This is a genomic window from Telluria sp. AC161 (assembly GCF_979258535.1).
Map to the genome: position 1 here is coordinate 654,835 of NZ_OZ409861.1, position 20,578 is coordinate 675,412.

A 20,578-nucleotide genomic window follows, 5' to 3' on the forward strand; every position below is an offset into this window, starting at 1 on the left:
CCACCGGAGGCAACATGCTGACCCTGCAAAGCCCTGGCGCTGCCGAAGCGACGATGTCGAGCCGCGAGATCGCCGAAATCTGCGAAGCCCGCCACAACGACGTCATCGCGACGATCGAGCGCCTGATCAACGAAGAGGTTTTACGACTTGGTCGTAATACTGCCCGGGCCCACCAAGCCGACGGCGGCGGGCGCCCGACGATGGTCTACGACCTGACGAAGCGAGACTGCTTGGTCGTGATCTCGGGCTATAGCGCCGCGCTGCGCGCCAAGATCATCGACCGCTGGATGGCGCTGGAAGCCGCGGCGCCGGAGCTGGCCCTGCCGCGATCGTTTGCCGACGCGCTGCGCTTGGCTGCCGACCAGCAGGACGTGATCGCCGCCCAGGCCGAGCAGCTGGCCGCCGCCGCGCCGGCCGTGGAGTTCGTCGAGCGCTACGCCGACTCGACCGGCACGAAGGGCTTCCGCGAAGTGGCCAAGCTGCTGAACGCAAACGAGAGTGCATTCCGCGAGTTCCTGCTCGACCAGAAGATCATGTACCGGCTGAACGGCGCGCTCACGCCGCACGCCCACCACATGGACGCCGGCCGCTTCTGCGTCAAAGCCGGCACCGCCCAGAACAACCACGCGTTCAACGCTGCGCGCTTCACCACGAAGGGCGTGACCTGGATTGCAGGCGAGTGGGCAAAGCACCAGGTGGCGCTGCGCCAGCGCATCGGCGCCGAGGTGGCGGCATGACCGCCTACTACAACGAAATCGACCCATACGCAGCCGAGTGGCTGCGCAACCTGATCGCGGCTGGCCACATTGCCCCCGGCGTGGTCGACACCAGGAGTATCGAGGATGTACACCCCGCCGACCTGCAGGACTTCACCCAGTGCCACTTCTTCGCCGGCATCGGCGTTTGGTCCCTGGCACTTCGCCGCGCCGGCTGGCCAGATGACCGACCTGTTTGGACTGGTTCCTGCCCCTGCCAACCTTTCAGCGCGGCAGGCCAAGGAGCTGGGTTTGCTGACGAGCGGCACCTATGGCCGGCATTCCACCACCTCATCCGCCAGCGCCGCCCTGCAGTCGTCATTGGAGAGCAGGTTGCAAGTAAAGACGTCGAGCCTTGGATCGACCTTGTACAAGATGACCTGGAAGGCGTGGGATACCGGTTCGGGGCGATCCCGTTCCCGTCTGCGGGCGTCGGTGCTCCGCATATCCGCGACCGGCTCTACTGGGTGGCCGACGCCAACGGCAGCGCTCGCGGACAAGGGCGTTCGGACATTCGAGGGCGGCTTGATGGAAGCGATGCGCAATCACGGCCCGGATCTGGCGGCAGCGTCGTGCCTGGCTGGATGGCCCACGCCGATGGCGGGCACGCCGGCGCAGAACGGCAACAACGCAGCGGGGAACAACGACAGCAGCCGGAAGACGGTGGACGCGGTGTCGTGGCACCTGGCCGGATGGCCGACGCCGAACTGCAGTCCGGACGCGCCGAACATGAGCTCGAATCGCGGGGACGGGCAGAGGGCCCGGCTGACGCTGCAGAGCTTGGGCGCCATGGCCAAGAGTGTAGGACCGGGCCGATTAACGGCTTCTGGCGCGATGCTGATTGGCTCGGATGCCGGGATGGAAAGTGGCGGCCAGTTGAACCCGGCACATTCCCGCTGGCTCATGGGGCTGCCGCCCGAGTGGGACGCCTGCGCGCCTACGGCAACGCGATCAACGCCGAAGCGGCGCGTGTCTTCGTCGAAGCCGTAATGGAGTCCGCATGACCACCGCCCACGACCCCTGCGCCATGTGCGCGAACTTCACCGTGCCCACCAACGGCGCGCCGACTGGCAAGTGCAGCGCCTGGGGAGAGCAGAAGCCCTGGGACGGCCAGATCGGCGTGCTGTTCAAGGAAGCGCGCGACCGGGCGCCGCGTGCGCGGTATGTGGCGCAGCAGCAGGCACAACAACAAGAATTGGAGAAAGCATGAACATTTACAACCGTCAGTTCGTGGCTGACTGCCCGAACAACAGCCAGCCCATCATCTACAGCCTGCGCATCGAGACGGTCGACAGGATGATCCCGGTCGAGCATATCGTCACCGCCACGGCGCTGATCAAGCGCGGCTACCACGAGCAGATCGCCGACGAACTGCACCGCCGCTTCGGCGGGCGCCAGGCCCTGCGCGCGCACCACCATGGCGTCGACATCGAAACCATCCGGGAGGATGCATGACGATCCACTATCACGGGACGCCGATCACGCCGCGCACTGTGATCGTCCAGCTCGCGGGCCGCTGCTTCTGCGTGTCGTTCGCGCGGCCTGACGACGTCGAGTGGTGTCATCGCTTTGGGCAGAGCGTCATGCTTGACAACGGGGCGTTCACGATCTGGAACAAAGGCGGCGCGCCGAACTGGCCGGCCTTCTACGCCTGGTGCGAGCGCTGGCTCGAATACCGCACCACGTGGGCTGTCATCCCTGACGTGATCATGGGTGACGCCGAGGCAAACGACGAGCTGGTGCGCCAGTGGCCGCACGGCCAGCGCGGTGCGCCGGTGTGGCACATGCATGAACCGGTCGACCGCCTCAAACGCCTGTGCGACGAATGGGAGCGGGTCTGCATCGGCTCGTCGGCGCAGTTCCGCCAGGTTGGATCCGACATCTGGCACTCGCGCATGTCGCTGGCGATGAACGCGATCTGCAAGACCGGCCGCGTGCCGACGTGGCTGCACATGCTGCGCGGAATGAACGCTGCGCGCTGGGGCTACCCGTTCGCCAGCGTGGACAGCACCGACATCGCACGCAATCACAACCGGAAGAACAACCCGCGCGAAATGGCTGAGACCTGGGATGCGATCCAGTGCGCGCCGACGTGGAAGCGAAAGTACGTGCAGATCGATCTGCTGGAGGCCGCATGATCCGCTCCCCCATCGCCCGCACTGGCACCCTCAAGCCCGCACGCACACGCAAGTGCGCCGTTAAGGGCTGCGGCAACCGCTTCCAGCCGCGCAACATGACGCACAAGGTCTGCGGGCCGGACTGCGGCGCCGTGTTCGCCGTGGCCGAGCGGCAGCGCCTGGACGCCAAGCAGACCCGCGAAGCCAAGGCCAAGCTGAAGACGCGCACCGAGCACCTGGCCGACGCACAGGCGGTGTTCAACCGGTACATCCGCGCGCGCGACGAAGCGCTGCCATGCATCAGCTGCGGCCGGCACCACACGGGCGCTTGGGACGCCGGCCACTACCGGTCGGTCGGCGCCCAGCCCGCGCTGCGCTTCCACGAGGACAACACGCACAAGCAGTGCGTGCCCTGCAATCAGCACAAGGGCGGCAATGCCGTCGAGTACCGGATCCGCCTGCGCGCGCGCATCGGTGACGAGAGGGTCGAGTTCCTCGAGCGCGAGCACCCTCCAGCAAAGTACACAGCTGAAGACGCAAAGCGCATCAAGGCCGAATACGCGGGGAAGCTCAAGCGCTTGACTGCTTCCAACTCGTAATAGAAGGAGCAGTTACCGTTCTGATTAGTCAGGACGGTATCGCCCACGATTGAGCCGTCTTTTCAACAGCATGAGATATCTTCACCAAGGCGGGCGCAGCTAACATCGCGTAAAGAAGCAGTGCCCAGAAACCAGGCAGGGGCAGCCAACTATACAACTCCAGCTTCCCCTCTACGGGAGGATTTTTGCCGCTATCGTGCAGCACGAAAAACACGATAGATGATGTGGTGAAGTAGACAAGGGCCAGCATGGTCCCCATGAAACTGTCCTCGGCAGCTTGGACGGCCAACTTTTTAACCTGATCGTTGTCGAAGTTTAATGTGGCTCGGCTGTACATAATCGCGCAGATGGCGAAGAGAATGCCTGCAACCGCAACTCCGCCCTGCAAGAACGGCTCAACGCGCATAACGGAAAGGTAAAAGGAAGTCATCACCGTTGCGGCCAGCAAGCTGAAAAAAGTCAGCTTGGCCACAATCCACCCACAATATTTGTTTATTTTGTTCAGGTGCATGTGTGTTCCCGTCGAATAGGTTTCTACAATTATGTAGTGATCGGCAAGTAAACAGAAGCGATAAGTTTTCAACACAGCTTTTCATCCAAATGGAATAAATCCAACAAGCATTAATTCAATCCGGAAATTTCTTGACCACCCATGCTACGCTCGCTGGGTCGTCTTTCGGAGAACCCCATGACCACCGTTGCACTCGGCTTTTTCAATGCCCCAAACCTGCGCCGAGTCCGCAAGGCGGAGGCACCTGCTCAACACTTCGTAAAGGCTGATGGCCTAGATACCTGTTTGGCCTGCTGGAAGGACTGGATGACCGGCGACCAAGACAAGGATCTGGGCATAAAGACGATGCAGGGTCTGAGTGGTGATGAGGGCAGTGGTCCCGATATCCACGAGGCCCAGCAGCAGGCCGATCACCGCATCGGCGCCGCTACTGACGCCATGATCAATAGTCTGTGCCGAATCCACGTCTGGGCGATCTACCGCGCATGCAGCATCACCAGTGTATGGAAGTTCCCCAACGCGAACCTAGCTGATGTCGCCGCAGAGGCGAAGTTCGCTCTTGAGATTAAGTTGCGACAGAACGGAGCGACAGCAGTATTATTCTGACAACGCTCGTAAGTCAGAGTACATTAGGTGTCTCAACAACAATTATATTGAGATATCATGAAGCCCCACGAATTACTTCCCTTTCTCAAGCAGGCTCCTAACATTCAGTCGATCGCCGATACGGTCTCGACTGCACTCTTTGTGCCTGAGCAAACCCAAACCTCGCGTTACGTGACTTATAGCGCCGGCGAAAAATCCAATGAGTTTGTAGTGACTGTGCTGGGTACTGCACTTACCGCTAGGCTTGAATACTCCAAGATGGAATCGCGAGGCTCGACGTTTCTCGCTGGGCAGTTCTCCTTCTTTAAAAAGGTTGATGACAAAGAGTGTCGCCTCCAGACGGTATTGCGAATGATCCCGCCTAACGGCATTCGTTTACCTGACGGTACGCATATGGATGCAGACGATCTGGATGTTGCAACCGGCATGGTGATCACGTTGCGCGACAGGTTGTCGGTCTCCTTGCTTACCGAGCAAGTGGATGCAATGGAAAAATGGTCTTTTAATTGATCTTGCTTTCCACAGGTGCCTGCGATATAGTCGAGTCTTAGGCCGTCTTCGCACGTCCAGAGAAAAGCCCGAACCCTTAAACGTTCGGGCTTTTTGCGTTGGTGGTCTACTTTGCAGATAGCACTGAGGCTCACCCGCTGGACAGCGTGAGGCCTCCCGTTCAATGCGGATGCAGCTAACCAGCCGCGGGTGAGAGTCCCGCCGTCCGCTCCCGTGTCTCCGGTCCTGCACCAGCAGGATCTTCGCCGCCCCTCGCATCCATGCGCCGGGCGGCTTTTCTTTTCCGAGGTATCTCATGAAGCGCAAGACCGCCATCAAGTCATCGTCGCTGCCAACGCGCTCGCCGCTTGGCACTGCCATCCTGCTGTGGCTGCTGCTCGACTACACCGGCGCGCCTGGGTGGGCATTCGGTGTGATGTGGACCCTTGTGGCGGTCCTTGCCATCAGCTGGGTCCATTGCCTCTTCACGACCACCGAGCTCGATGTGCCGGGCTTTGGAGAGAAGTAACGTGAGCATGCCGATCGTCTGCTACCGCGACCAGATCATCCGTGCTGTCACTGGTGGCAAGCCAGCCATGGTCTTCCACGTGGTCGACGAGACAGCGCTGCGGCGCCTGTGTGATCGCCTGGCTGAGGCCGAGCGTGCCGTTGAGATACTTCGCGCCAAGGGCCACGGCCGGCCGGGCCTGCTGCTCGATGAGTTGGCCGAGCTGGTGCCCGCCATCAAATGAAGCTGACCGCCCTCAAGTCCCGACTGCAATCGGCCGCGCCGCGTGTCGCCACCCTGACGGCGCGCCCTGGTGTCGTGGTCGAGCGCAAGCGCGGTTATGCCGGCGTGTTGGATCGGAAGCGCATCCGCGCCCGCGACTGCAGCCTGTGCCAAGAGTGCAAGCGGCAGGGTCGCACAACCATCGGCCATCCGGTCGACCATATCGTGCCACTTTGGAACGGAGGTTCGGACAGCGACAGCAATAAGGAGACGCTGTGCCAGCCATGCCACGACCTAAAGACGGCCCGCGAAGCGCGGTTGCGCGTCTATCGGTAACGATGTGCTTTCGCAGCTTCGATCAGCTGATTTTGAAGTTTTCTACGGCCCTCGATCTTTGCAGATGCCACTTTAATTGCATCGATAAGTAGCATTGGATGCGCATCAGGTGTGTAGACAGTTATCTCATGCGCAGTTTCAATATTGCTCTGCTCAAGCCATGCGACTAGGAGACTTTGGTGGTATGCGATCTCATTTTGCACGGCTGTTAGCTCGAGATTTATCGTCACCAGTTCTTGACTTTGCAGAGCAAGCTCCGCCTGTGTCTTCTGGTGCCCAGCAGTTTGCTTCATTGTTTCCGTCGAATCTTCAATCTGCTGGATTTGCAAGCGAACAGATGAGCCTAGCCAGTAAAAAGCGAACAACGATATAAGAGGGTTCAGCAAGCCACCGATGTAGTCGCCAAACGAGCCCCAGTCAGCCGGATCGGTAGCAATCTCCAGCTCTAGCTTATGCCCGAACCACCATGCGTACCAGGATACTGCTCCGATAAGCGCTAAGACCAACAAGATCCCCATTACCCACAGTTGCTGTTTCGTGCTCACGTTGCCTCCAATGCCTGAGAGGCGACAGTCTAGCTTAAGCCGGGGGGGGTATCGAAAGTTGGTTAGCCTCATTTCTCAGACACCGACTAGTTCCGCACGCGCAAAAAAATCCCCCTTTCAAATCGGAATTCAAATGGCTGGAGTCAAAGGCCGAAGCGGCGGCGCCCGAGCCGGCGCTGGCCGCAAGAAGAATCCGGAGAACGATGGCGCTGAATATTCGCCCACGACCGCCGGGCTGTCGCCGCTCGAGGCGCTGGAAATATTCATGAATGACCCGGAGGTGCCTGTCGCTCTGCGACTCAAGGCCGCCGGGCTGGCCGCTCCTTTCCGGCACAAAAAGATGGGCGAGGGCGGCAAGGCCGACGCCGGCAAGGCCGCGGCAGATGAGGCCAGCGCCGGAAAGTACGCAACCCGCCGCGCGCCCAGCTCGGCCGCAAAGCATTAGGAGATAGTCGATGGAGTACACGACGGCGTGTCCAGACTGGGAACGCCGGATCGTGGCTCGGGAATCGCTGATCGCGCTTCCCCCGCTGTTCCCGGAAGTTGCTGCTGAGGCCTGGGAAATGATCGGCGGCTTCCAACTGGTCGACGTAACTGGTCAACCACTGGTGCGCGACGCTTCGCTCCCCTGGAGCAGAGACTTCGTGCAGACGGTGTTCGGCGCCGAGGATCCGGAGACGGGCCGGCGCCTGATCAACGAATACTTCTTGATGATCTCCAAGAAGAACGCGAAGAGCACCGTCGCGGCCGAGATCATGCTCGGCGCGCTGATGATGAACTGGCGCCAGTCGGCCGAGCTGCTGATCCTGAGTCCCACGAAAGAGATCGCAGAGAATTCCTACAAGCCGATCCGCGACTTCATCAACGCCGACAGCGACCTGCGCGCGCTGTTGAAGGTTCAGGATTACTTCCGGACGATCACGCACCTGGGCACCGGCGCGACGCTGAAGGTGGTGGCCGCCGACGCCGATACGGTGTCGGGCAAGAAGGCTTCGTTCGTGTTCGTCGACGAGCTGCACGAGTTCGGCAAGAAGGAGAAGGCCTCCAACATGCTGCTCGAGGCGACCGGCGGCCTGGCGTCGCGGCCAGAGGGTTTCGTCATCTACGCGACCACCCAATCAAATGAACCGCCGGCGGGCGTGTTCAAGGCGAAGCTCGACTACGCGCGCAAAGTGCGAGACGGCCGCGTTGTCGACCGCAAGTTCATGCCGGTGATCTACGAGTTTCCGGCCGCCATGCTCGCGAGCAAGGCGTATGAAAACCTGAGCAACGCCTACGTCACCAATCCGAACTGGGGCGCCTCGGTCGATATCGAGCGCATCACCCAGCTGCACGGCCAGGCGAAGGAGGGCGGCGAACAGGAATTCAAGGAGTTCCTGGCCAAGCACCTGAACGTCGAGATCGGGCTGAATCTCAGGTCCGATCGGTGGGCCGGGGCGGATTTTTGGCTTGATGCGGCAGATGCAACGATCTCGCTGGACGCGCTGCTGGAGCGCTCGGAAGTGGCGGTGATCGGGATCGACGGCGGCGGGCTAGACGACTTACTTGGCTTGGCTGTGCTGGGTCGTGAACGTGAAACTGGGAAGTGGTTGCTCTGGTGCCATGCCTGGGCACACGAGATCGCACTCGAGCGCCGCAAGGAGATTGCTCCCCGGTTGTTGGACTTCCAAAAGCAGGGTGACCTCACCATCGTTAAGCGCCCGGGTGACGACGTCATGGCCGTGGCGGATCTGATATGCCAGGTGCGCGACTCGGGCCTGCTTCCCGAAGAGAAAAGCATCGGCGTCGACGCCGCCGGTATTGGCGCGATCGTCGACGAGCTGATCACCGAAGAACGCGGCATCGAGATGAAGCACATTGTTGCGATCTCGCAGGGCTACAAACTGAACGGCGCCATCAAGGACACCGAGCGAAAGGTTGCGGGCGGCGAGCTGCTGCACGCAGGTAGCCCGATGATGGCTTGGTGCGTCGGCAACGCGCGCATCGAGGACAAGGGCAACGCGATCCTGATTACCAAGCAGGCCAGTGGCAAGGCCAAGATCGACCCGCTCATGGCCACGTTCTGCGCGGTCTCGCTGATGGCGCTGAACCCGGCTGGAGTCGGGGACGACGGTTTTTATTCGAACCCAATTATGGTGGGACTCTGATGCAAGAACGAAAAATACTCGGCCAGGTTCGCGCCACGCTGCTGAACTGGCTGGGCGGATCGTTCTCGTTGCGCGACGGGGACGCGATGTCGGCCATGTCGGGCAGGGCCACGGCGACCGGCAAGAACGTAAGCGTTGATTCTGCGATGCAGCTGTCGACGGTATGGGCGTGCGTTCGCCTCATTTCCGAGACGGTTTCCACTCTGCCTCTGCGTGTCTACCGCAAGCGAGACGGCGGGGGGCGTGATGTTGCCAGTGACCACCCGCTGCACTCTCTGCTGTGCTTGTCGCCCAACGCTGAAATGACCCCTGGCCGGTTCATGTTGCTTATCGTTGCCAGCATCATCATTCGGGGTAACGCGATAGTCGAAAAGCAGAGGATTCTCGGGCGCGTCGTTGCGCTTAACCCGCTGCTGCCACAGGAAGTAACTATTCGCCGTGAGAATGGCCGGCTGGTCTATGACGTACTGGACGGAAAAGGCGGCAAGCGCACACTCCAAGCTGATGATGTGATGCACATCCGAGGCTTTGGCATTGATGGAATGTGCGGCCTGCAGCCGGTTATGCAGGCTCGCGAGATCATCGGTGCCGCCACGGCCGCGAACGAGGCAAGCGCAAAAATCTTCGCCCAGGGCATGCAGGTAAGTGGCGTTCTGACCTCTGACGCAAAGCTGAATCCGGCGCAGCGCGAGCAAATTCGCACTAATCTGATGACCTTCTCGAACTCGAGCAGCTCGGGCAAGCTGATCGTCCTCGAGGCCGGCATGAAGTATCAGGGCATTTCGATGGACCCTGAAAGTGCACAGATGCTCCAGACACGTGCCTTCAACGTGGAAGAAATCTGTCGCTTCCTTGGCGTCCCGCCCTTTATGGTGGGACATATGGACAAGGCGAGTAGCTGGGCGTCGAGTGTTGAGGCGCAAAACCTCCACTTTTTGACCAGTTGCCTGCGCCCGATTCTCGACAATATCGAGCAGGAAATCATCCGGTGCCTTATTCCGCGCGCTGAATGGGGCACGATTTACGCCGAGTTTTCTGTAGAAGGGCTACTCCGCGCCGACAGTGCGGGCCGTGCCGCGTACTACAACACCGCATTGCAGAACGGCTACATGAACCGCGATGAGGTTCGGGCCCGAGAGAACCTGCCGCCAATCAAGGGTGGTGACGTTTATACGGTCCAGACCAATTTGACCCCGATACACATGCTTGGCGCCGAGAAGCAGGCCGATGCCGCGCGCAGCGCCTTAAAGGCATGGCTTGACGCTCTCCCATCGGCTGAGTCAGCTACCGCGTAAGGAACACCAATATGAAACGTAATTTGCCGCTCCTGCCGGCGGCTCAATCGCGCGCTGGTATTTCGTTCGATCTGCCGCAAGCCGCGCTTGTTCGCTGGAATCCTGCTATTCAGGCAGCCGCAGGCGACACGCAGTCGATCAGCATTTTTGACCCGATCGGCTATGACGCATGGACTGGCGATGGCGTAACGGCGAAGCGCATCGGTGCGGCGCTTCGCGGCATGGCAGGCGCCGACGTCACGGTCAACATCAATTCGCCAGGCGGCGATATGTTCGAAGGGCTGGCGATCTACAACCTGCTGCGCGAACACCAGGGCGAAGTGACTGTGAATGTCATCGGTGTAGCGGCCTCTGCCGCTTCGATCATCGCCATGGCCGGCGACAAGATTCAGATTGGCCGATCGGCATTCCTGATGATCCACAACTGCTGGGTTGCCGCAGTCGGAAACAAGACAGAATTGCGTGCGGCGGCCGACACCATTGAGCCATTCGACCGAGCCATGGCCGATGTCTATTCGGCGCGTACCGGCCTCGATGCTAAGGCCGTTGCCAAGCTGATGGACGCCGAAACATTCATCGCCGGCAGTGATGCAGTGGCGCAAGGTTTTGCCGATTCCTTGCTGGCGGCGGATCAGATCACCGAAAAGCAGGGCGACAACACTACAGCCGCGCGGGCGCTTGATACCGCACTGGCAAAGGCGAATATGCCTCGATCCGAGCGCCGCCGCCTGATTTCTGAGATCAAGGGTACGCCAAGCGCTACCCATGAGGGCACGCCGAGCGCTGCCGACCCGGCCGAAGTGGCCGCATCAACTGCAGCACTCCTGGGCGTCCTCGCCCGCTTTGAATCCGCAGCAAAACGATAAGGAAATACCATGGATATGAACGTCACTGACCTGCTCAAGCAAGTCACCGCCTCGATGGAAAAAGCATCGAGTGAATTTTCGGCCAAGGCCGACCAGGCCATCAAGGAAGCCAAGGCCGCCGGCGATATGAGCCAGGAAACCAAGGCATCGATCGACAAGATCGCCAGCGAATTCAACACTCTGAACACGGCCACCACCGCGCTCAAAGCCCAGCTCGGTGAAGTCGAGCAGCATATTGTCGCGAGCACCGGCACTGCCAATGAACGCGCCGCTGCGATGTCGGCCGGCGCCCAGGTGATCGCGCACGCCGGCCTGAAGGCCTTCGCCGCCAAGGTCTCGAGCAATGAGCGCCTGCGCGAAAGCTTCCCGGTCAACGCGGCCCTGATCTCGTCTGGCGTCGCCGGCGGCGTTGTTGAGCCGCAGCGCCTCCCAGGTGTCGACGTCAAGGCCAAGCAACGCCTGTTCATCGAAGACCTGATCTCGCCCGGGCGCACTGATGCTCCGGCCATTTTCTGGGTGCAGCAAACCGGCTTCACGAACGCTGCTCGCGTCGTTGCGGAAAACACCGCAAAGCCGTACAGCGATATCGCGTTCGCAACCAAGATGACCGCGGTGAGCACGATCGCCCATATGTTCAAGGCATCGAAGCAGATCCTCGACGACTTCAAGCAGTTGCAGAGCCTGGTCGACCTGGAAATGCGCTTTGGCCTGAAATACGCCAAGGAAATGGAAATCCTGTTCGGCGACGGCACCGGCGTTCACCTGCTGGGTATCGTGCCGCAAGCAACCGCCTACAGCGCTACCGGCATCCCGGCTGGCGCCACAACCATCGATGCGCTGCGCTGGGCAATGCTCCAATCGCAACTGGCACGCATCCCCGCCACCGGCCATGTCCTGCACTTCACCGACTGGGCCAAGATCGAGATGGCGAAAGACACGCTCGGCCGCTACATCATCGGCAACCCACAGGGAACCACTGACCCTCGCCTGTGGAATCTGCCGGTTGTGCCGACCGAGATCCCGGCGTTCTTGGGCAAGTTCTTGACCGGCGCTTTCGCGCAGGGTGCGCAGCTGTTCAGCCGTGAAGACGCGAACGTGGTCATCTCGACCGAAAACGCAGACGACTTCGAGAAGAACATGATCTCGATCCGCTGCGAAGAGCGCGCTGCCCTGGCGGTCTACCGCCCTGAGGCATTCATCTACGGCACCCTGCCGGTACCTGCTTAAACCGTTGCGCGGAGCCTCTCATGCCTGGGGGCTCCGCCTGGAGATTTGCATGATCAAGATGAAATCCGAGCGTCCATTGCTGGTCAATGGCGTGGCGCAGACCGAATTCGAAACCACCGAGCAGCACGGGAAAGAACTGATCGCAGCAGGGCTGGCCCAGCCGGCCGGGCCTGAGCAAGCCGATGTCGCTGAGTCGGCAATGGCTGCTGGCGAGGCACCGGAGGTCATCAACGAGCCGGTGATTGTCGACGAGCCACCGGTTGCCAGGCGCGGCCGCGTCGCGAAATAACCCATGCTGACCGCCATGACCCACCTGCACATGGTCACGACCGTCTCCACCATCCGCGTCTACGACAGTCCGGGCGGATATGAGGCGCGTCGGCCGTACCTCGGAATCATCACGGTCGACCACCTGACAAGCAGCACCGTGTATGTGCACGGCGCCGTCGGCAAGATCGACCGCGCGACGCATGCGCGCGCACTGGACATGCTCCGCGAACTCGGAATCACCAAAGTGATGTACGAGCGACGCGGGCAAATGAAAACCATCGAGCTGTAATCGATCTCCCACGAAAGACCGCGCCCCATGAAATTTGCTGACCGCTTGAAATTCACCGCTACCGGCACGAGCGCCGCAACGATTACTCTGAGCGCGGCAGTGGCGGGATTCCGTACGCTGGCGCAGGCCATAGCTGATAGCGCGCTCGCGATCGGCGACACGGGTGTGCCGTTCATGATTGAAGACGGTGCCGGCAATAAAGAAACGTCGTTGTTCACGATCACCAGCGCGACGGTGCTGACCCGCACGTCGGTCTTGTCCAGCTCGGCGGGCGGCACTGCGGCTGCGACGTTTACCGGCGCAACCCTGACGGTCTTCAATTCGATGCCAGCGTCATTCGCAGCCAAGCTGCCGGCTTTCGAGACCGATATCGCTGGCGCTGTTCCTGGCTTTGTTTTGTCCACCGCCGCGCCGAGCAATTCTGACGGCCGGCCGAACGGCACGATCTACATCCAGGTGTCGTAATGGGCATCAAAGTTAAGAAGGGCGGCGGGTACGTCAGTCCGGTCGGCACGTTCATCAAGAAAGGCGGCGTGTATGCGGCGGTGACTGGTCTGTTCGCGAAGACGGCCGGCGCGCTGCAGGGAATCGACGGCGCTAATCCCGTTCCGGTCCCAGTGAACCCGACGATCATCATCGCGCCATCCAAAATGGCAGTCAGCACCGGTTCGCCGTATACCGCCACGGACGTCGACGGGGCGGCCGCATACGCCTTCCCGAACGCGCAGGGACAAATCCATTTCACGGCAGATACTGCGGTCGTGGGGCAGAAGTACGACGTCTACATGCTGTGGTCGCTGGCCGGCGCTCCGAATCTGCCGTCGCCCGCATCCGTGAAGTTCTATGGAGCCTACGAGCCGTGGACTGCATCGTCGAACCCTGTATATGCGAACAAGGTGATCAACCTCGTCCCGCCTCAAGCGGCTGGTATTGTCGAGCGGTCCCAACTACCGTTTTCGTTCACCCGCGAAGATGCCGGACGTATTTCGCACTTTAAGGTGGGCCGCCAGCAGGACACCGTGGGCGGCACGATGCGCATCCGCGGATTCGAGCTGGTCCCGACCCCTGTGCTGGTCGAAGCGAGCATCTCGCCTGCCGGCAATCTGTCGCCAACGAGCTTCAACACGCCGTACTCAGGCAGCAAGGTGATCTCGCTGCTGTCGCTGTACACGCCGATCTGGACTACCACCAATGCGGTCTATGTCGTCGCCCCTGTGACCGTCGGCGGCGTGCAGCAATCGCGCCTGGCCAAGCTGAACAAAAACACGTACGAGATGATGCAGGACGTTCAGCTGACCACCGGCACGCACGATACGACCATCGGGCACCGGGACGGCAGCGTGTGCGTGACTGATGACGGCAGGGTCATCGCTTATGGCGAGGCGCACCACACTTCATGGAGGGGTGTGGCATCGCCTACCGAGGACATTTCGGCATTGGCTACAACAACTGCGCCGACCGGCCTGGACGTGAATTGCTCGTACCGCCGCTTCTTCCGCAACCAGTTCGACGGCAGTATGTGGATGGGCGCGCGCGGCAATGGCTACCTGGCCGGCATCTACAAGTGGAACGGCGCCACGTTCGAACGCAAGGGCGCTGACTTCCTCGCTGGTAATGCGGCATCGTACCTTGGCTCTTACGGCATGGAGATTGCGTTTTCGAGCGTCGATACGCTGTACGTCACGACGGAATTCCTGCAAGGCAATGGGCCGTTCGAGATGTCGGGTTACCCGCGCCAGAACATCAATCTGATCAAGTCAACGGACGGCGGGGCGACCTTTACGACTATGCGCGGCAAGGCGCTGAATCTTCCCCTGGTCAGCGGTACGGACGACAGCGACATCGCGTTCCCGAACAACAACTACAACCACAATGCGAGCGTGGCGCGCATCGCGATCGGCGCTGACGGCCAGCCGCTGCTGGTCGCAAGCTGGCAGCACCCGGATGAAGCCTTCCGAAGCCTGTGGGTAGCGAAATACAACACCACCACCAACAAGTGGGTGCGCACTCGACTGTTAGCGCACAACGGTGTGCAGGATGCCGGCACGCCCCACGTTGCGTACCACAACGGGAAGGTCATTGTTACCGCCGCAACCACGGACGACAACGTACCAGCCACTCTTGGCACGGCGAACCAGCTTTACCTTTTCACGACCACTGATTCTGGTGCGACGTGGAAGAAGTACGCGATCACGCACCCGGTGGGCGCGTACAGCGGCGCGTATATAGACCAAGCTGCGCTCCGGCTGGACAACAAGCTGCGCCTTTTGCCCAACAATGAAGCCCAGCCGAACACTTCGGTGATTTGGGAGATGCCGGTCCCAATGTGACTGCGACAATAGCGGCAACTAGATATAGTTCTCGATGGAAATTCATGATATTATCAAAAAACTATCAGGAGAATTAAATTGCGACCTGCAATCAACGTTAAGCACATTCTTGGACTGGATATTCTGCGGTTCTTTGCAGCATGTTTGGTGGTCGCTTTCCACTATTGTTTTTTGATGGGCATCAACCCTGGCGGTTTGGTTGGGAGTGCGAGTAGAGGGATTGTGAAGTTCCCTGAGCTTTACAGTGTCACCAACTTTGGCTGGGTGGGGGTTCAGATTTTCTTCGTCATCTCAGGATTTGTGATCGCATTTTCAGGTGAAAAGGCCGGTGCATTTTCTTTCCTGCGGAGTCGGATTGTTCGACTTGGTCCAGCTGTGTGGATTTGCGCCCCAATTACTCTGGTGGCGACAATGCTCGTTGGGTTTCGGGAACATGAGGATATGTATCGTGCGTTCAGGCACAGCATGGCATTCTTACCCTGGGCGCCTTGGATTGATGGCTCCTACTGGACCCTCGGAATTGAAATTTCGTTCTACGCAGCCGTGCTCTTTCTTATCAAATTCTTTGAATTCGGTCATATTAAGATATTGGCAATAGTAATCGGCTTAGTCAGCTCGGCTTTTTGGATCGTGCATGCCGTTGCGGGAACCGAAGAAATCTACTCATTTGCTCCCTACTTGAAGTGGGGACTGGAAGATAGGTTGCCGAAGTTGCTACTGATAAATCACGGGATGTTTTTCGCGCTTGGTGTTTTTCTTTGGTCGCAGCTAATAAAAAAGCATGATTTGAAAAACATTTTTTGGATCATCCTGTTCTGCATATCAGGGTGCTTGCAAATTATTGCTGAATCTAACATTTCGAGCCATGAGTTTAAGGTCGGTTACTCCCCGCTAATTCCATGCGTTATCTGGCTAGCGTCTGTAGCAGCGATCTTTGTTTCCGTACGTGCAAATGCATGGTTTCATACGCTTCCATCTGGAGTGATTAAAGCTGTTCAGATCGCGGGAATGATGACCTATCCGTTATATTTACTCCATCAAATAGTAGGTGGCGCGATTATGGGCTGGATGGTTGTAAAGGGCGTGGATCGATGGGTCGCACTTGCAGCCGTTAGCATTGTGATGCTTGTCACCACATGGGCAATCGCGACGCGTACAGAGCCACTCCTACAGAAGTGGACCAAGTATCTAATTGATAAGGTGCATGATCACTACATGACACTACGAGTGAGATTTTTGAACTAACAAATGAAACCCGCTCCGAGCGGGTTTTTTTACGTCTACCGGAAGCCCGGCACGGCCCCATACGGTCATATGAGAAAAGCCGGTTCCGGCGTAAAGGAGATCTATGTTCGGAACTTTTGCCTTCGGCGAATACGGATTTGCCGAGCAAGCGGCTGTTGCCGCCTCTCCGGTGCAGAACGTTATTCTCGGATCAATAGTGGCGGAATCCCGCCGGGTTGCATTCCCGGGAGGTACTCGCGTGGTGAAATTTGGCACTGTGCCGGGCGCGGCGACGCCTAACGCGCCAAACTTGGAAGCAGGGCGGTGGTGGAGCGAGAAGCACCCGCTCGACGAACGCTACTGGGTGGCGAACATCACGGTCGACCTGGACGAGCGCAAGACCACTGCTGTGTCCGTCGAGGCGATCGCCGCCGGTGTGACGGTGCTCCAGCAGCCCGTCATCCAGGGCAAGCTGATCCCGGTGAAGCTGGGCGGCTTCAATGCCGCCACCGGCGCGGCCAACTTCTGCACGTTTCGCGTCACGTGCGCGAATGGCGAGCGGTTCGACCGCACGATCTGGTTCAAGCAGCAGGTCGGATCGTGGTCGCTCAACAAGGATGCGGACGACGAAAGCTACTTCGTGGCCGACATCAGCAACGACTTGGCCGACAGCAACACCACCGCCAGTGCGGTGCTGGCGCAGCCGGTGGGGGTGAGTGTGCTGGTGGCGGCTGTGATTCAGGGCCCGCTGATTCTGGTGAAGCTGGGCGGCATGGACACCTTGCCGGCTGGCGTGAACTACTGCGACCTGCGCATCGACTGTGCAAACAGCGAGCGCTTCTACCGGACCATTCAATTTAACAGGGTGGACAACTGATGATCGATGCATCGCAACTGCCGAGCGTGCCGAACACCGAGCTGCTGAAGCAGCAGGAAGAGGCCGCGGTCGAATACGCGCGCGCGCCGGCAGCACCTGGCGCGCCGCACGGCGCCGGCCGGCCACCGGCAACACAAGGAACGACCCGATGAGCCTGCGACTGATTACCCCGCCCGTGGCGCTGGCCGTGTCGCTGGAAGCTGCGCGCTTGTCGGCACGGCTGGACGGGACCGAGGCCGACGTCGAGCTGCGCCAGCTTATCGGCCAGCACACGCGCGACGCCGAGCACGAGACAGGCCGCGCGCTGGTGGCGCAGACCTTTCGGCTAACGCTCGACAAATTCCCGCCAGCATTCCGGCTCGAGCACCCGCCGATCCTAGCTGTCGAGCACATCAAGTTTTACGATGTCAACGGTGTGCGCCAGATCCTGCATCCGGACGACTACCTGGTCGACAACGAAAGCGAGCCGGGCTACATCGTCCCGGCGCCGGGCCGCGGCTGGCCGGCGACGCAGGCGCGCATCAGCGCAGTCGAGGTGCAGTATTCGTGCGGCTACGGCGTCGACGACAGCACCGTGCCGGACGAGATCAAGGGCTACATCCTGGGCAAGGTCGCCGAGCACTTCGCGCCGGCCGGCACGCCGAAGAGTGAGTTTCTGGGCGGCCTGCTCGATCGTGCGCGAGTGTACCTGTGATGAACGATCGGATCACCCTGCAGCGCCCTGGTCCGGACACCGGCAAGCTGCGGGCGCCCCAGGTCTTCGAACCCATTGCCACGGTCTGGGCGCACGTGCTCTTCCCGAGCGGCGCCGAGGTGGTGCGCGCCGGCGCTGAGGTTTCCATCGTCAAGTGCTCGATCCGGATCCGCGCCCTCGCCGACATCACCACTGCGGCGCGCGTGCTCTTCAAGGGGATGGCCTACGACGTCGAGTCGGCGCTGCCGGATGCGCGCGACTCCCGCTTCATGTTCCTGGTGTGCAAGGCTGTCACATGATCGACTTCGACACCTCAGCTTTCGAGACTGCGATGACAGCTGCAAGGCGAACCATCACTGAAGCGCTCGGCGAATCGACGCTTCGGACGGTGGGTTTTGCGGGCGCCGAGGTTTTTCGCGATCAGGCAAAGCAGAATTCGCTGGCCAACAAGAAGACCGGCATCCTGTTCGACAACATCATCGTCAAGCGTCTGGAAGAGGATTCCGATGGGGATCGACGTCAGGCGTACATGGTCACCGTGCGCAACGGCACTGCCGCCAGCCCTGGCGCCTTTTACTGGCGCTTTGTCGAGAAGGGTCACAAGTTCGTGCCCAAGAACAAAAAGGTGAGCAAAAAGACGGGTAGGACGATTGGCTGGAAGGCCCACCGGGAAGCTGCTCAGCGAGTGGCTGATCTGGAGTTCGGAAACAAGAGAACCCGAGCATATCCGTTCATGCGGCCCGCCTACGACAGCAAAAAACGGGAAGCCATCGACGTCATGACGCAGACGCTGGCGGAGCAGATCGCAAGGAATGCAAAGTGACCCCAGAAGACCATATTGAAGTCGTGCTGGCCCACCTGGCCGACGGACGACTTTATCCCGACGTGGCACCGCTGTCTACGGATACTCCATACATCACATACCAAGTGGTCGGCGGGGAGCCGATGAACTTCCTGTCTGGCGATCGCCCGGCCAAGCAGCACGTGCGCATTCAGGTGAATTGCTGGGCCGGCGCAAGCGAGCGCGCCGAAGTGTCTGAGCTCGCCAAGCTGGTCGAAGACGCGTTGCGCTCCGCGACCGAACTGCAGGTCGAAGTTGTATCCGGCCGGACGTCTACCTACGACGAAGAAACCGATTCCCGCGGGACCATGCAGGACTTCATGCTGTTCTGCTGACCTGTTCCACCTTTACCCACAAGCCGCCTCGCGAAAGCCGGGCGGTTTTTTATGCCCGGCTTCCGGGCTTTACCCCTGAAAGGCCGATATGCAATTGCCAAATAACATCGCGTTCGCTGTAGCGTCCGCATTCGCCGCTGCCGTCAGCATCACCGCGATCACCAACGCCACCGAGGCTGTGGCCACCGCCACCAACACTTTCGCCACCGGCGACTTCGTCGAATACACCGGCGGCTGGAGCAAGGCCAACGGCCGCGTGTTCCGCCTGAAGGCTGCGTCCGGCACGTCGTTTACGCTGGAAGGCCTGGACACGAGCGATACCTCGCTGTTCCCTGCCGGCGCCGGCGTCGGTACCGTGCGCAAGATCACCACCTGGACTCCTGTCACCGGTGTGGTCAGCGCCGATATCGCCGGCGGCGATGGCAAAAACGTCGAAGTGCCGCTGCTGGACAGCGACATGCCGGTCATGCTCCCCGACGGCTTCACTGCAACCACCGTCACGCTGACGACCGCCGACGACAAGTCGCTGCCGCATCACGCCGCCCTGAAGAAAATCTCGGATGGCGTCGCGTTGACCTGCCTGCGCGGCACGCTCCCGGGCGGCGGCGTCCTGCTGTACGCCGGCTACTGCTCGTTCAACGAGTCGCCGAGCCTGGCCAAGGGCAGTGTGATGGCGGTGAAGTCCGTCTTCTCGCTGCAGAACAAGGTCGTCCGCTACTGATCTGTGTTGCCAGCTGGCGCTGAATGGTCGGCGCTGGCCTTTTCCCAACCCTGCAAGGTAGCTCCTTGCAGGGTCTTTTTTTACCCCTTCTGAAAGAAAAATCATCATGGCAAAAGCAAAACTCACTCTGGCAGTCGCCGCTACCTTCAAAGCAACCGTGTCGATCCCAGTCCCGGGCGGCAAGTCGGCTGACGTCGAATTTATCTTCAAGCACCGCACGCGCGACGACTTCAAAGAATTCATGGAAACCCTGGCTGGCTCCGAAGACGTCGATGCGCTGATGGATATCGCTAGCGGCTGGGATCTGGACGAGCCGTTCGGCAAGGACGCTGTCGAGAAGCTCGTGCAGCGCTATATGGGCTCGGCCCGCGCCGTGCTCGACGTGTACCTGGCCGAACTGACCGGCGCCCGCGCAAAAAACTAAGGGACGTTGCCACCGCCATGTACGAGGCCGTGCCCACCGACGCTGAACTAGCGACCGCGGGCATGACTCGGGATGAGGTGACAACGTCTGTCGAAATCTGGCCCGACAACATGCGGGCCTACAACACGTTTTCCGGGCTGCGCAAGCAGTGGAATTTCGCTCCGATGGGCGGCCCGATCGGGTTGAATTTCCTCGTCGCCTACAACCGGATGGACCGGATGGGGCTGACGGTCGAGGAATACAACCAGCTGGACGAGGATCTCCAGGTGATGGAAGACGCAGCGCTCACGGCAATGCGAAGCTCGGATTGAATGCAGTGCCGCCGCCGGGCGGCTTTTTTATGGGCGGCG

32 protein-coding genes are annotated in these 20,578 nt (G+C 60.3%); 30 read left to right on the forward strand and 2 right to left on the reverse strand.

From position 1 onward, the window contains the following. The first annotated feature begins 14 nt into the window (after positions 1 to 14). Genes ACZ0AJ_RS02900 through ACZ0AJ_RS02925 form a run of 6 tightly spaced genes read left to right on the forward strand, consistent with a single transcriptional unit; the run spans position 15 to position 3,471 of the window. Positions 15 to 737: a phage antirepressor KilAC domain-containing protein gene (locus ACZ0AJ_RS02900; RefSeq protein WP_499453841.1), complete on the forward strand. Its 723-nt coding sequence runs from the start codon at positions 15 to 17 to the stop codon at positions 735 to 737. Then, positions 734 to 1,759 carry a DNA cytosine methyltransferase gene (locus ACZ0AJ_RS02905; protein WP_499452655.1) on the forward strand — a complete coding sequence of 342 codons (1,026 nt, stop codon included), beginning with the start codon at positions 734 to 736 and terminating at the stop codon, positions 1,757 to 1,759. The genes ACZ0AJ_RS02900 and ACZ0AJ_RS02905 overlap by 4 nt, the downstream gene beginning before the upstream one ends. Then, positions 1,756 to 1,965: a hypothetical protein gene (locus ACZ0AJ_RS02910; RefSeq protein WP_499452656.1), complete on the forward strand. Its 210-nt coding sequence runs from the start codon at positions 1,756 to 1,758 to the stop codon at positions 1,963 to 1,965. The genes ACZ0AJ_RS02905 and ACZ0AJ_RS02910 overlap by 4 nt, the downstream gene beginning before the upstream one ends. After that, positions 1,962 to 2,210: a hypothetical protein gene (locus tag ACZ0AJ_RS02915; protein WP_499452657.1), complete on the forward strand. Its 249-nt coding sequence runs from the start codon at positions 1,962 to 1,964 to the stop codon at positions 2,208 to 2,210. The genes ACZ0AJ_RS02910 and ACZ0AJ_RS02915 overlap by 4 nt, the downstream gene beginning before the upstream one ends. Next, positions 2,207 to 2,893, forward strand: a complete 687-nt coding sequence (locus ACZ0AJ_RS02920) for a hypothetical protein (RefSeq protein ID WP_499452658.1) — start codon at positions 2,207 to 2,209, stop codon at positions 2,891 to 2,893. The genes ACZ0AJ_RS02915 and ACZ0AJ_RS02920 overlap by 4 nt, the downstream gene beginning before the upstream one ends. Then, on the forward strand, positions 2,890 to 3,471 hold the full coding sequence (locus ACZ0AJ_RS02925) for a recombination protein NinG (RefSeq protein WP_499452659.1): 582 nt from the start codon (positions 2,890 to 2,892) through the stop codon (positions 3,469 to 3,471). Before ACZ0AJ_RS02920 ends, ACZ0AJ_RS02925 begins: the two co-directional genes overlap by 4 nt. A gap of 28 nt (positions 3,472 to 3,499) precedes the next feature. Here the strand turns inward: ACZ0AJ_RS02925 and ACZ0AJ_RS02930 are convergent, their stop codons facing one another. Further along, positions 3,500 to 3,982, reverse strand: coding sequence for a hypothetical protein (locus ACZ0AJ_RS02930; protein ID WP_499452660.1), 483 nt, complete (start codon positions 3,980 to 3,982; stop codon positions 3,500 to 3,502). 177 nt (positions 3,983 to 4,159) lie between these two features. Between ACZ0AJ_RS02930 and ACZ0AJ_RS02935 the strand changes: the two genes are divergently transcribed. From ACZ0AJ_RS02935 to ACZ0AJ_RS02955, 5 genes are all read left to right on the forward strand, one after another. After that, a complete protein-coding gene (locus ACZ0AJ_RS02935) occupies positions 4,160 to 4,588 on the forward strand; it encodes a hypothetical protein (RefSeq protein ID WP_499452661.1) in 429 nt (142 codons plus the stop codon). A 57-nt stretch (positions 4,589 to 4,645) separates the two neighbouring features. Next, positions 4,646 to 5,098, forward strand: coding sequence for a hypothetical protein (locus ACZ0AJ_RS02940; RefSeq protein ID WP_499452662.1), 453 nt, complete (start codon positions 4,646 to 4,648; stop codon positions 5,096 to 5,098). Between the two features lie 295 nt (positions 5,099 to 5,393). Continuing rightward, entirely contained in the window at positions 5,394 to 5,606 is a 213-nt protein-coding gene (locus ACZ0AJ_RS02945) for a hypothetical protein (RefSeq protein WP_499452663.1), read from the forward strand. A 1-nt stretch (position 5,607) separates the two neighbouring features. Continuing rightward, positions 5,608 to 5,829, forward strand: a complete 222-nt coding sequence (locus ACZ0AJ_RS02950; protein ID WP_499452664.1) for a hypothetical protein — start codon at positions 5,608 to 5,610, stop codon at positions 5,827 to 5,829. Further along, positions 5,826 to 6,143 (forward strand): HNH endonuclease, encoded by a 318-nt coding sequence (locus ACZ0AJ_RS02955; protein ID WP_499452665.1) that lies wholly within the window; start codon positions 5,826 to 5,828, stop codon positions 6,141 to 6,143. The genes ACZ0AJ_RS02950 and ACZ0AJ_RS02955 overlap by 4 nt, the downstream gene beginning before the upstream one ends. On the opposite strand, the gene ACZ0AJ_RS02960 is transcribed toward ACZ0AJ_RS02955, so the two are convergent. Continuing rightward, a complete protein-coding gene (locus ACZ0AJ_RS02960) occupies positions 6,134 to 6,688 on the reverse strand; it encodes a hypothetical protein (protein ID WP_499452666.1) in 555 nt (184 codons plus the stop codon). The genes ACZ0AJ_RS02955 and ACZ0AJ_RS02960 overlap by 10 nt on opposite strands. A 133-nt stretch (positions 6,689 to 6,821) precedes the next feature. On the opposite strand from ACZ0AJ_RS02960, the gene ACZ0AJ_RS02965 reads away from it, so the two are divergent. From ACZ0AJ_RS02965 to ACZ0AJ_RS03055, 19 genes are all read left to right on the forward strand, one after another. After that, positions 6,822 to 7,133 (forward strand): hypothetical protein, encoded by a 312-nt coding sequence (locus ACZ0AJ_RS02965; protein ID WP_499452667.1) that lies wholly within the window; start codon positions 6,822 to 6,824, stop codon positions 7,131 to 7,133. Positions 7,134 to 7,143: 10 nt separating this feature from the next. Next, entirely contained in the window at positions 7,144 to 8,835 is a 1,692-nt protein-coding gene (locus tag ACZ0AJ_RS02970) for a terminase large subunit (protein ID WP_499452668.1), read from the forward strand. Beyond that, complete coding sequence (locus ACZ0AJ_RS02975; protein WP_499452669.1) at positions 8,835 to 10,130, forward strand: phage portal protein; 1,296 nt, start codon at positions 8,835 to 8,837, stop codon at positions 10,128 to 10,130. The genes ACZ0AJ_RS02970 and ACZ0AJ_RS02975 overlap by 1 nt, the downstream gene beginning before the upstream one ends. 11 nt (positions 10,131 to 10,141) lie before the next feature. After that, positions 10,142 to 10,996: a head maturation protease, ClpP-related gene (locus tag ACZ0AJ_RS02980; protein WP_499452670.1), complete on the forward strand. Its 855-nt coding sequence runs from the start codon at positions 10,142 to 10,144 to the stop codon at positions 10,994 to 10,996. A gap of 9 nt (positions 10,997 to 11,005) precedes the next feature. Next, positions 11,006 to 12,223, forward strand: coding sequence for a phage major capsid protein (locus tag ACZ0AJ_RS02985; protein ID WP_499452671.1), 1,218 nt, complete (start codon positions 11,006 to 11,008; stop codon positions 12,221 to 12,223). Positions 12,224 to 12,272: 49 nt separating this feature from the next. Beyond that, positions 12,273 to 12,512 carry a hypothetical protein gene (locus ACZ0AJ_RS02990; protein WP_499452672.1) on the forward strand — a complete coding sequence of 80 codons (240 nt, stop codon included), beginning with the start codon at positions 12,273 to 12,275 and terminating at the stop codon, positions 12,510 to 12,512. A 3-nt stretch (positions 12,513 to 12,515) separates the two neighbouring features. Beyond that, on the forward strand, positions 12,516 to 12,782 hold the full coding sequence (locus ACZ0AJ_RS02995; protein WP_499452673.1) for a hypothetical protein: 267 nt from the start codon (positions 12,516 to 12,518) through the stop codon (positions 12,780 to 12,782). Between the two features lie 27 nt (positions 12,783 to 12,809). Then, a complete protein-coding gene (locus ACZ0AJ_RS03000; RefSeq protein ID WP_499452674.1) occupies positions 12,810 to 13,247 on the forward strand; it encodes a hypothetical protein in 438 nt (145 codons plus the stop codon). Then, the gene (locus tag ACZ0AJ_RS03005) at positions 13,247 to 15,112 is read left to right on the forward strand and encodes a hypothetical protein (RefSeq protein ID WP_499452675.1); all 1,866 of its coding nucleotides are present in this window, start codon (positions 13,247 to 13,249) and stop codon (positions 15,110 to 15,112) included. The genes ACZ0AJ_RS03000 and ACZ0AJ_RS03005 overlap by 1 nt, the downstream gene beginning before the upstream one ends. 78 nt (positions 15,113 to 15,190) lie before the next feature. Continuing rightward, positions 15,191 to 16,357, forward strand: a complete 1,167-nt coding sequence (locus ACZ0AJ_RS03010) for an acyltransferase family protein (RefSeq protein ID WP_499452676.1) — start codon at positions 15,191 to 15,193, stop codon at positions 16,355 to 16,357. A gap of 103 nt (positions 16,358 to 16,460) precedes the next feature. Then, positions 16,461 to 17,213: a hypothetical protein gene (locus tag ACZ0AJ_RS03015; protein ID WP_499452677.1), complete on the forward strand. Its 753-nt coding sequence runs from the start codon at positions 16,461 to 16,463 to the stop codon at positions 17,211 to 17,213. Then, positions 17,213 to 17,365: a hypothetical protein gene (locus ACZ0AJ_RS03020; RefSeq protein ID WP_499452678.1), complete on the forward strand. Its 153-nt coding sequence runs from the start codon at positions 17,213 to 17,215 to the stop codon at positions 17,363 to 17,365. Before ACZ0AJ_RS03015 ends, ACZ0AJ_RS03020 begins: the two co-directional genes overlap by 1 nt. After that, the gene (locus tag ACZ0AJ_RS03025) at positions 17,362 to 17,907 is read left to right on the forward strand and encodes a head-tail connector protein (RefSeq protein WP_499452679.1); all 546 of its coding nucleotides are present in this window, start codon (positions 17,362 to 17,364) and stop codon (positions 17,905 to 17,907) included. Before ACZ0AJ_RS03020 ends, ACZ0AJ_RS03025 begins: the two co-directional genes overlap by 4 nt. Further along, positions 17,907 to 18,206 (forward strand): phage head closure protein, encoded by a 300-nt coding sequence (locus tag ACZ0AJ_RS03030; protein ID WP_499452680.1) that lies wholly within the window; start codon positions 17,907 to 17,909, stop codon positions 18,204 to 18,206. Before ACZ0AJ_RS03025 ends, ACZ0AJ_RS03030 begins: the two co-directional genes overlap by 1 nt. Further along, complete coding sequence (locus tag ACZ0AJ_RS03035; protein WP_499452681.1) at positions 18,203 to 18,730, forward strand: HK97 gp10 family phage protein; 528 nt, start codon at positions 18,203 to 18,205, stop codon at positions 18,728 to 18,730. The genes ACZ0AJ_RS03030 and ACZ0AJ_RS03035 overlap by 4 nt, the downstream gene beginning before the upstream one ends. After that, on the forward strand, positions 18,727 to 19,083 hold the full coding sequence (locus ACZ0AJ_RS03040) for a DUF3168 domain-containing protein (protein ID WP_499452682.1): 357 nt from the start codon (positions 18,727 to 18,729) through the stop codon (positions 19,081 to 19,083). The genes ACZ0AJ_RS03035 and ACZ0AJ_RS03040 overlap by 4 nt, the downstream gene beginning before the upstream one ends. 88 nt (positions 19,084 to 19,171) lie before the next feature. Next, positions 19,172 to 19,804 carry a phage tail tube protein gene (locus tag ACZ0AJ_RS03045; RefSeq protein WP_499452683.1) on the forward strand — a complete coding sequence of 211 codons (633 nt, stop codon included), beginning with the start codon at positions 19,172 to 19,174 and terminating at the stop codon, positions 19,802 to 19,804. Between the two features lie 106 nt (positions 19,805 to 19,910). Beyond that, a complete protein-coding gene (locus ACZ0AJ_RS03050) occupies positions 19,911 to 20,228 on the forward strand; it encodes a phage tail assembly chaperone (RefSeq protein WP_499452684.1) in 318 nt (105 codons plus the stop codon). 17 nt (positions 20,229 to 20,245) lie between these two features. Next, the gene (locus ACZ0AJ_RS03055) at positions 20,246 to 20,539 is read left to right on the forward strand and encodes a DUF1799 domain-containing protein (protein ID WP_499452685.1); all 294 of its coding nucleotides are present in this window, start codon (positions 20,246 to 20,248) and stop codon (positions 20,537 to 20,539) included. The last annotated feature ends 39 nt before the right edge of the window (positions 20,540 to 20,578 follow it).

Bases quoted from the DNA above. Each gene is read 5' to 3' on its own strand.
- ACZ0AJ_RS03020 (WP_499452678.1), top strand. From the start codon at position 17,213: ATGATCGATGCATCGCAACTGCCGAGCGTGCCGAACACCGAGCTGCTG.
- ACZ0AJ_RS02995 (WP_499452673.1), top strand. From the start codon at position 12,516: ATGCTGACCGCCATGACCCACCTGCACATGGTCACGACCGTCTCCACC.
- ACZ0AJ_RS03055 (WP_499452685.1), top strand. From the start codon at position 20,246: ATGTACGAGGCCGTGCCCACCGACGCTGAACTAGCGACCGCGGGCATG.
- ACZ0AJ_RS02955 (WP_499452665.1), top strand. From the start codon at position 5,826: ATGAAGCTGACCGCCCTCAAGTCCCGACTGCAATCGGCCGCGCCGCGT.
- ACZ0AJ_RS03050 (WP_499452684.1), top strand. From the start codon at position 19,911: ATGGCAAAAGCAAAACTCACTCTGGCAGTCGCCGCTACCTTCAAAGCA.
- ACZ0AJ_RS02970 (WP_499452668.1), top strand. From the start codon at position 7,144: ATGGAGTACACGACGGCGTGTCCAGACTGGGAACGCCGGATCGTGGCT.
- ACZ0AJ_RS03000 (WP_499452674.1), top strand. From the start codon at position 12,810: ATGAAATTTGCTGACCGCTTGAAATTCACCGCTACCGGCACGAGCGCC.
- ACZ0AJ_RS02940 (WP_499452662.1), top strand. From the start codon at position 4,646: ATGAAGCCCCACGAATTACTTCCCTTTCTCAAGCAGGCTCCTAACATT.
- ACZ0AJ_RS02975 (WP_499452669.1), top strand. From the start codon at position 8,835: ATGCAAGAACGAAAAATACTCGGCCAGGTTCGCGCCACGCTGCTGAAC.
- ACZ0AJ_RS02930 (WP_499452660.1), bottom strand. From the start codon at position 3,982: ATGCACCTGAACAAAATAAACAAATATTGTGGGTGGATTGTGGCCAAG.
- ACZ0AJ_RS03035 (WP_499452681.1), top strand. From the start codon at position 18,203: ATGATCGACTTCGACACCTCAGCTTTCGAGACTGCGATGACAGCTGCA.
- ACZ0AJ_RS02985 (WP_499452671.1), top strand. From the start codon at position 11,006: ATGGATATGAACGTCACTGACCTGCTCAAGCAAGTCACCGCCTCGATG.
- ACZ0AJ_RS02905 (WP_499452655.1), top strand. From the start codon at position 734: ATGACCGCCTACTACAACGAAATCGACCCATACGCAGCCGAGTGGCTG.
- ACZ0AJ_RS03005 (WP_499452675.1), top strand. From the start codon at position 13,247: ATGGGCATCAAAGTTAAGAAGGGCGGCGGGTACGTCAGTCCGGTCGGC.
- ACZ0AJ_RS02915 (WP_499452657.1), top strand. From the start codon at position 1,962: ATGAACATTTACAACCGTCAGTTCGTGGCTGACTGCCCGAACAACAGC.
- ACZ0AJ_RS03045 (WP_499452683.1), top strand. From the start codon at position 19,172: ATGCAATTGCCAAATAACATCGCGTTCGCTGTAGCGTCCGCATTCGCC.
- ACZ0AJ_RS02910 (WP_499452656.1), top strand. From the start codon at position 1,756: ATGACCACCGCCCACGACCCCTGCGCCATGTGCGCGAACTTCACCGTG.
- ACZ0AJ_RS02900 (WP_499453841.1), top strand. From the start codon at position 15: ATGCTGACCCTGCAAAGCCCTGGCGCTGCCGAAGCGACGATGTCGAGC.
- ACZ0AJ_RS02990 (WP_499452672.1), top strand. From the start codon at position 12,273: ATGATCAAGATGAAATCCGAGCGTCCATTGCTGGTCAATGGCGTGGCG.
- ACZ0AJ_RS02965 (WP_499452667.1), top strand. From the start codon at position 6,822: ATGGCTGGAGTCAAAGGCCGAAGCGGCGGCGCCCGAGCCGGCGCTGGC.
- ACZ0AJ_RS03025 (WP_499452679.1), top strand. From the start codon at position 17,362: ATGAGCCTGCGACTGATTACCCCGCCCGTGGCGCTGGCCGTGTCGCTG.
- ACZ0AJ_RS02920 (WP_499452658.1), top strand. From the start codon at position 2,207: ATGACGATCCACTATCACGGGACGCCGATCACGCCGCGCACTGTGATC.
- ACZ0AJ_RS03015 (WP_499452677.1), top strand. From the start codon at position 16,461: ATGTTCGGAACTTTTGCCTTCGGCGAATACGGATTTGCCGAGCAAGCG.
- ACZ0AJ_RS03030 (WP_499452680.1), top strand. From the start codon at position 17,907: ATGAACGATCGGATCACCCTGCAGCGCCCTGGTCCGGACACCGGCAAG.
- ACZ0AJ_RS02945 (WP_499452663.1), top strand. From the start codon at position 5,394: ATGAAGCGCAAGACCGCCATCAAGTCATCGTCGCTGCCAACGCGCTCG.
- ACZ0AJ_RS02980 (WP_499452670.1), top strand. From the start codon at position 10,142: ATGAAACGTAATTTGCCGCTCCTGCCGGCGGCTCAATCGCGCGCTGGT.
- ACZ0AJ_RS02935 (WP_499452661.1), top strand. From the start codon at position 4,160: ATGACCACCGTTGCACTCGGCTTTTTCAATGCCCCAAACCTGCGCCGA.
- ACZ0AJ_RS02925 (WP_499452659.1), top strand. From the start codon at position 2,890: ATGATCCGCTCCCCCATCGCCCGCACTGGCACCCTCAAGCCCGCACGC.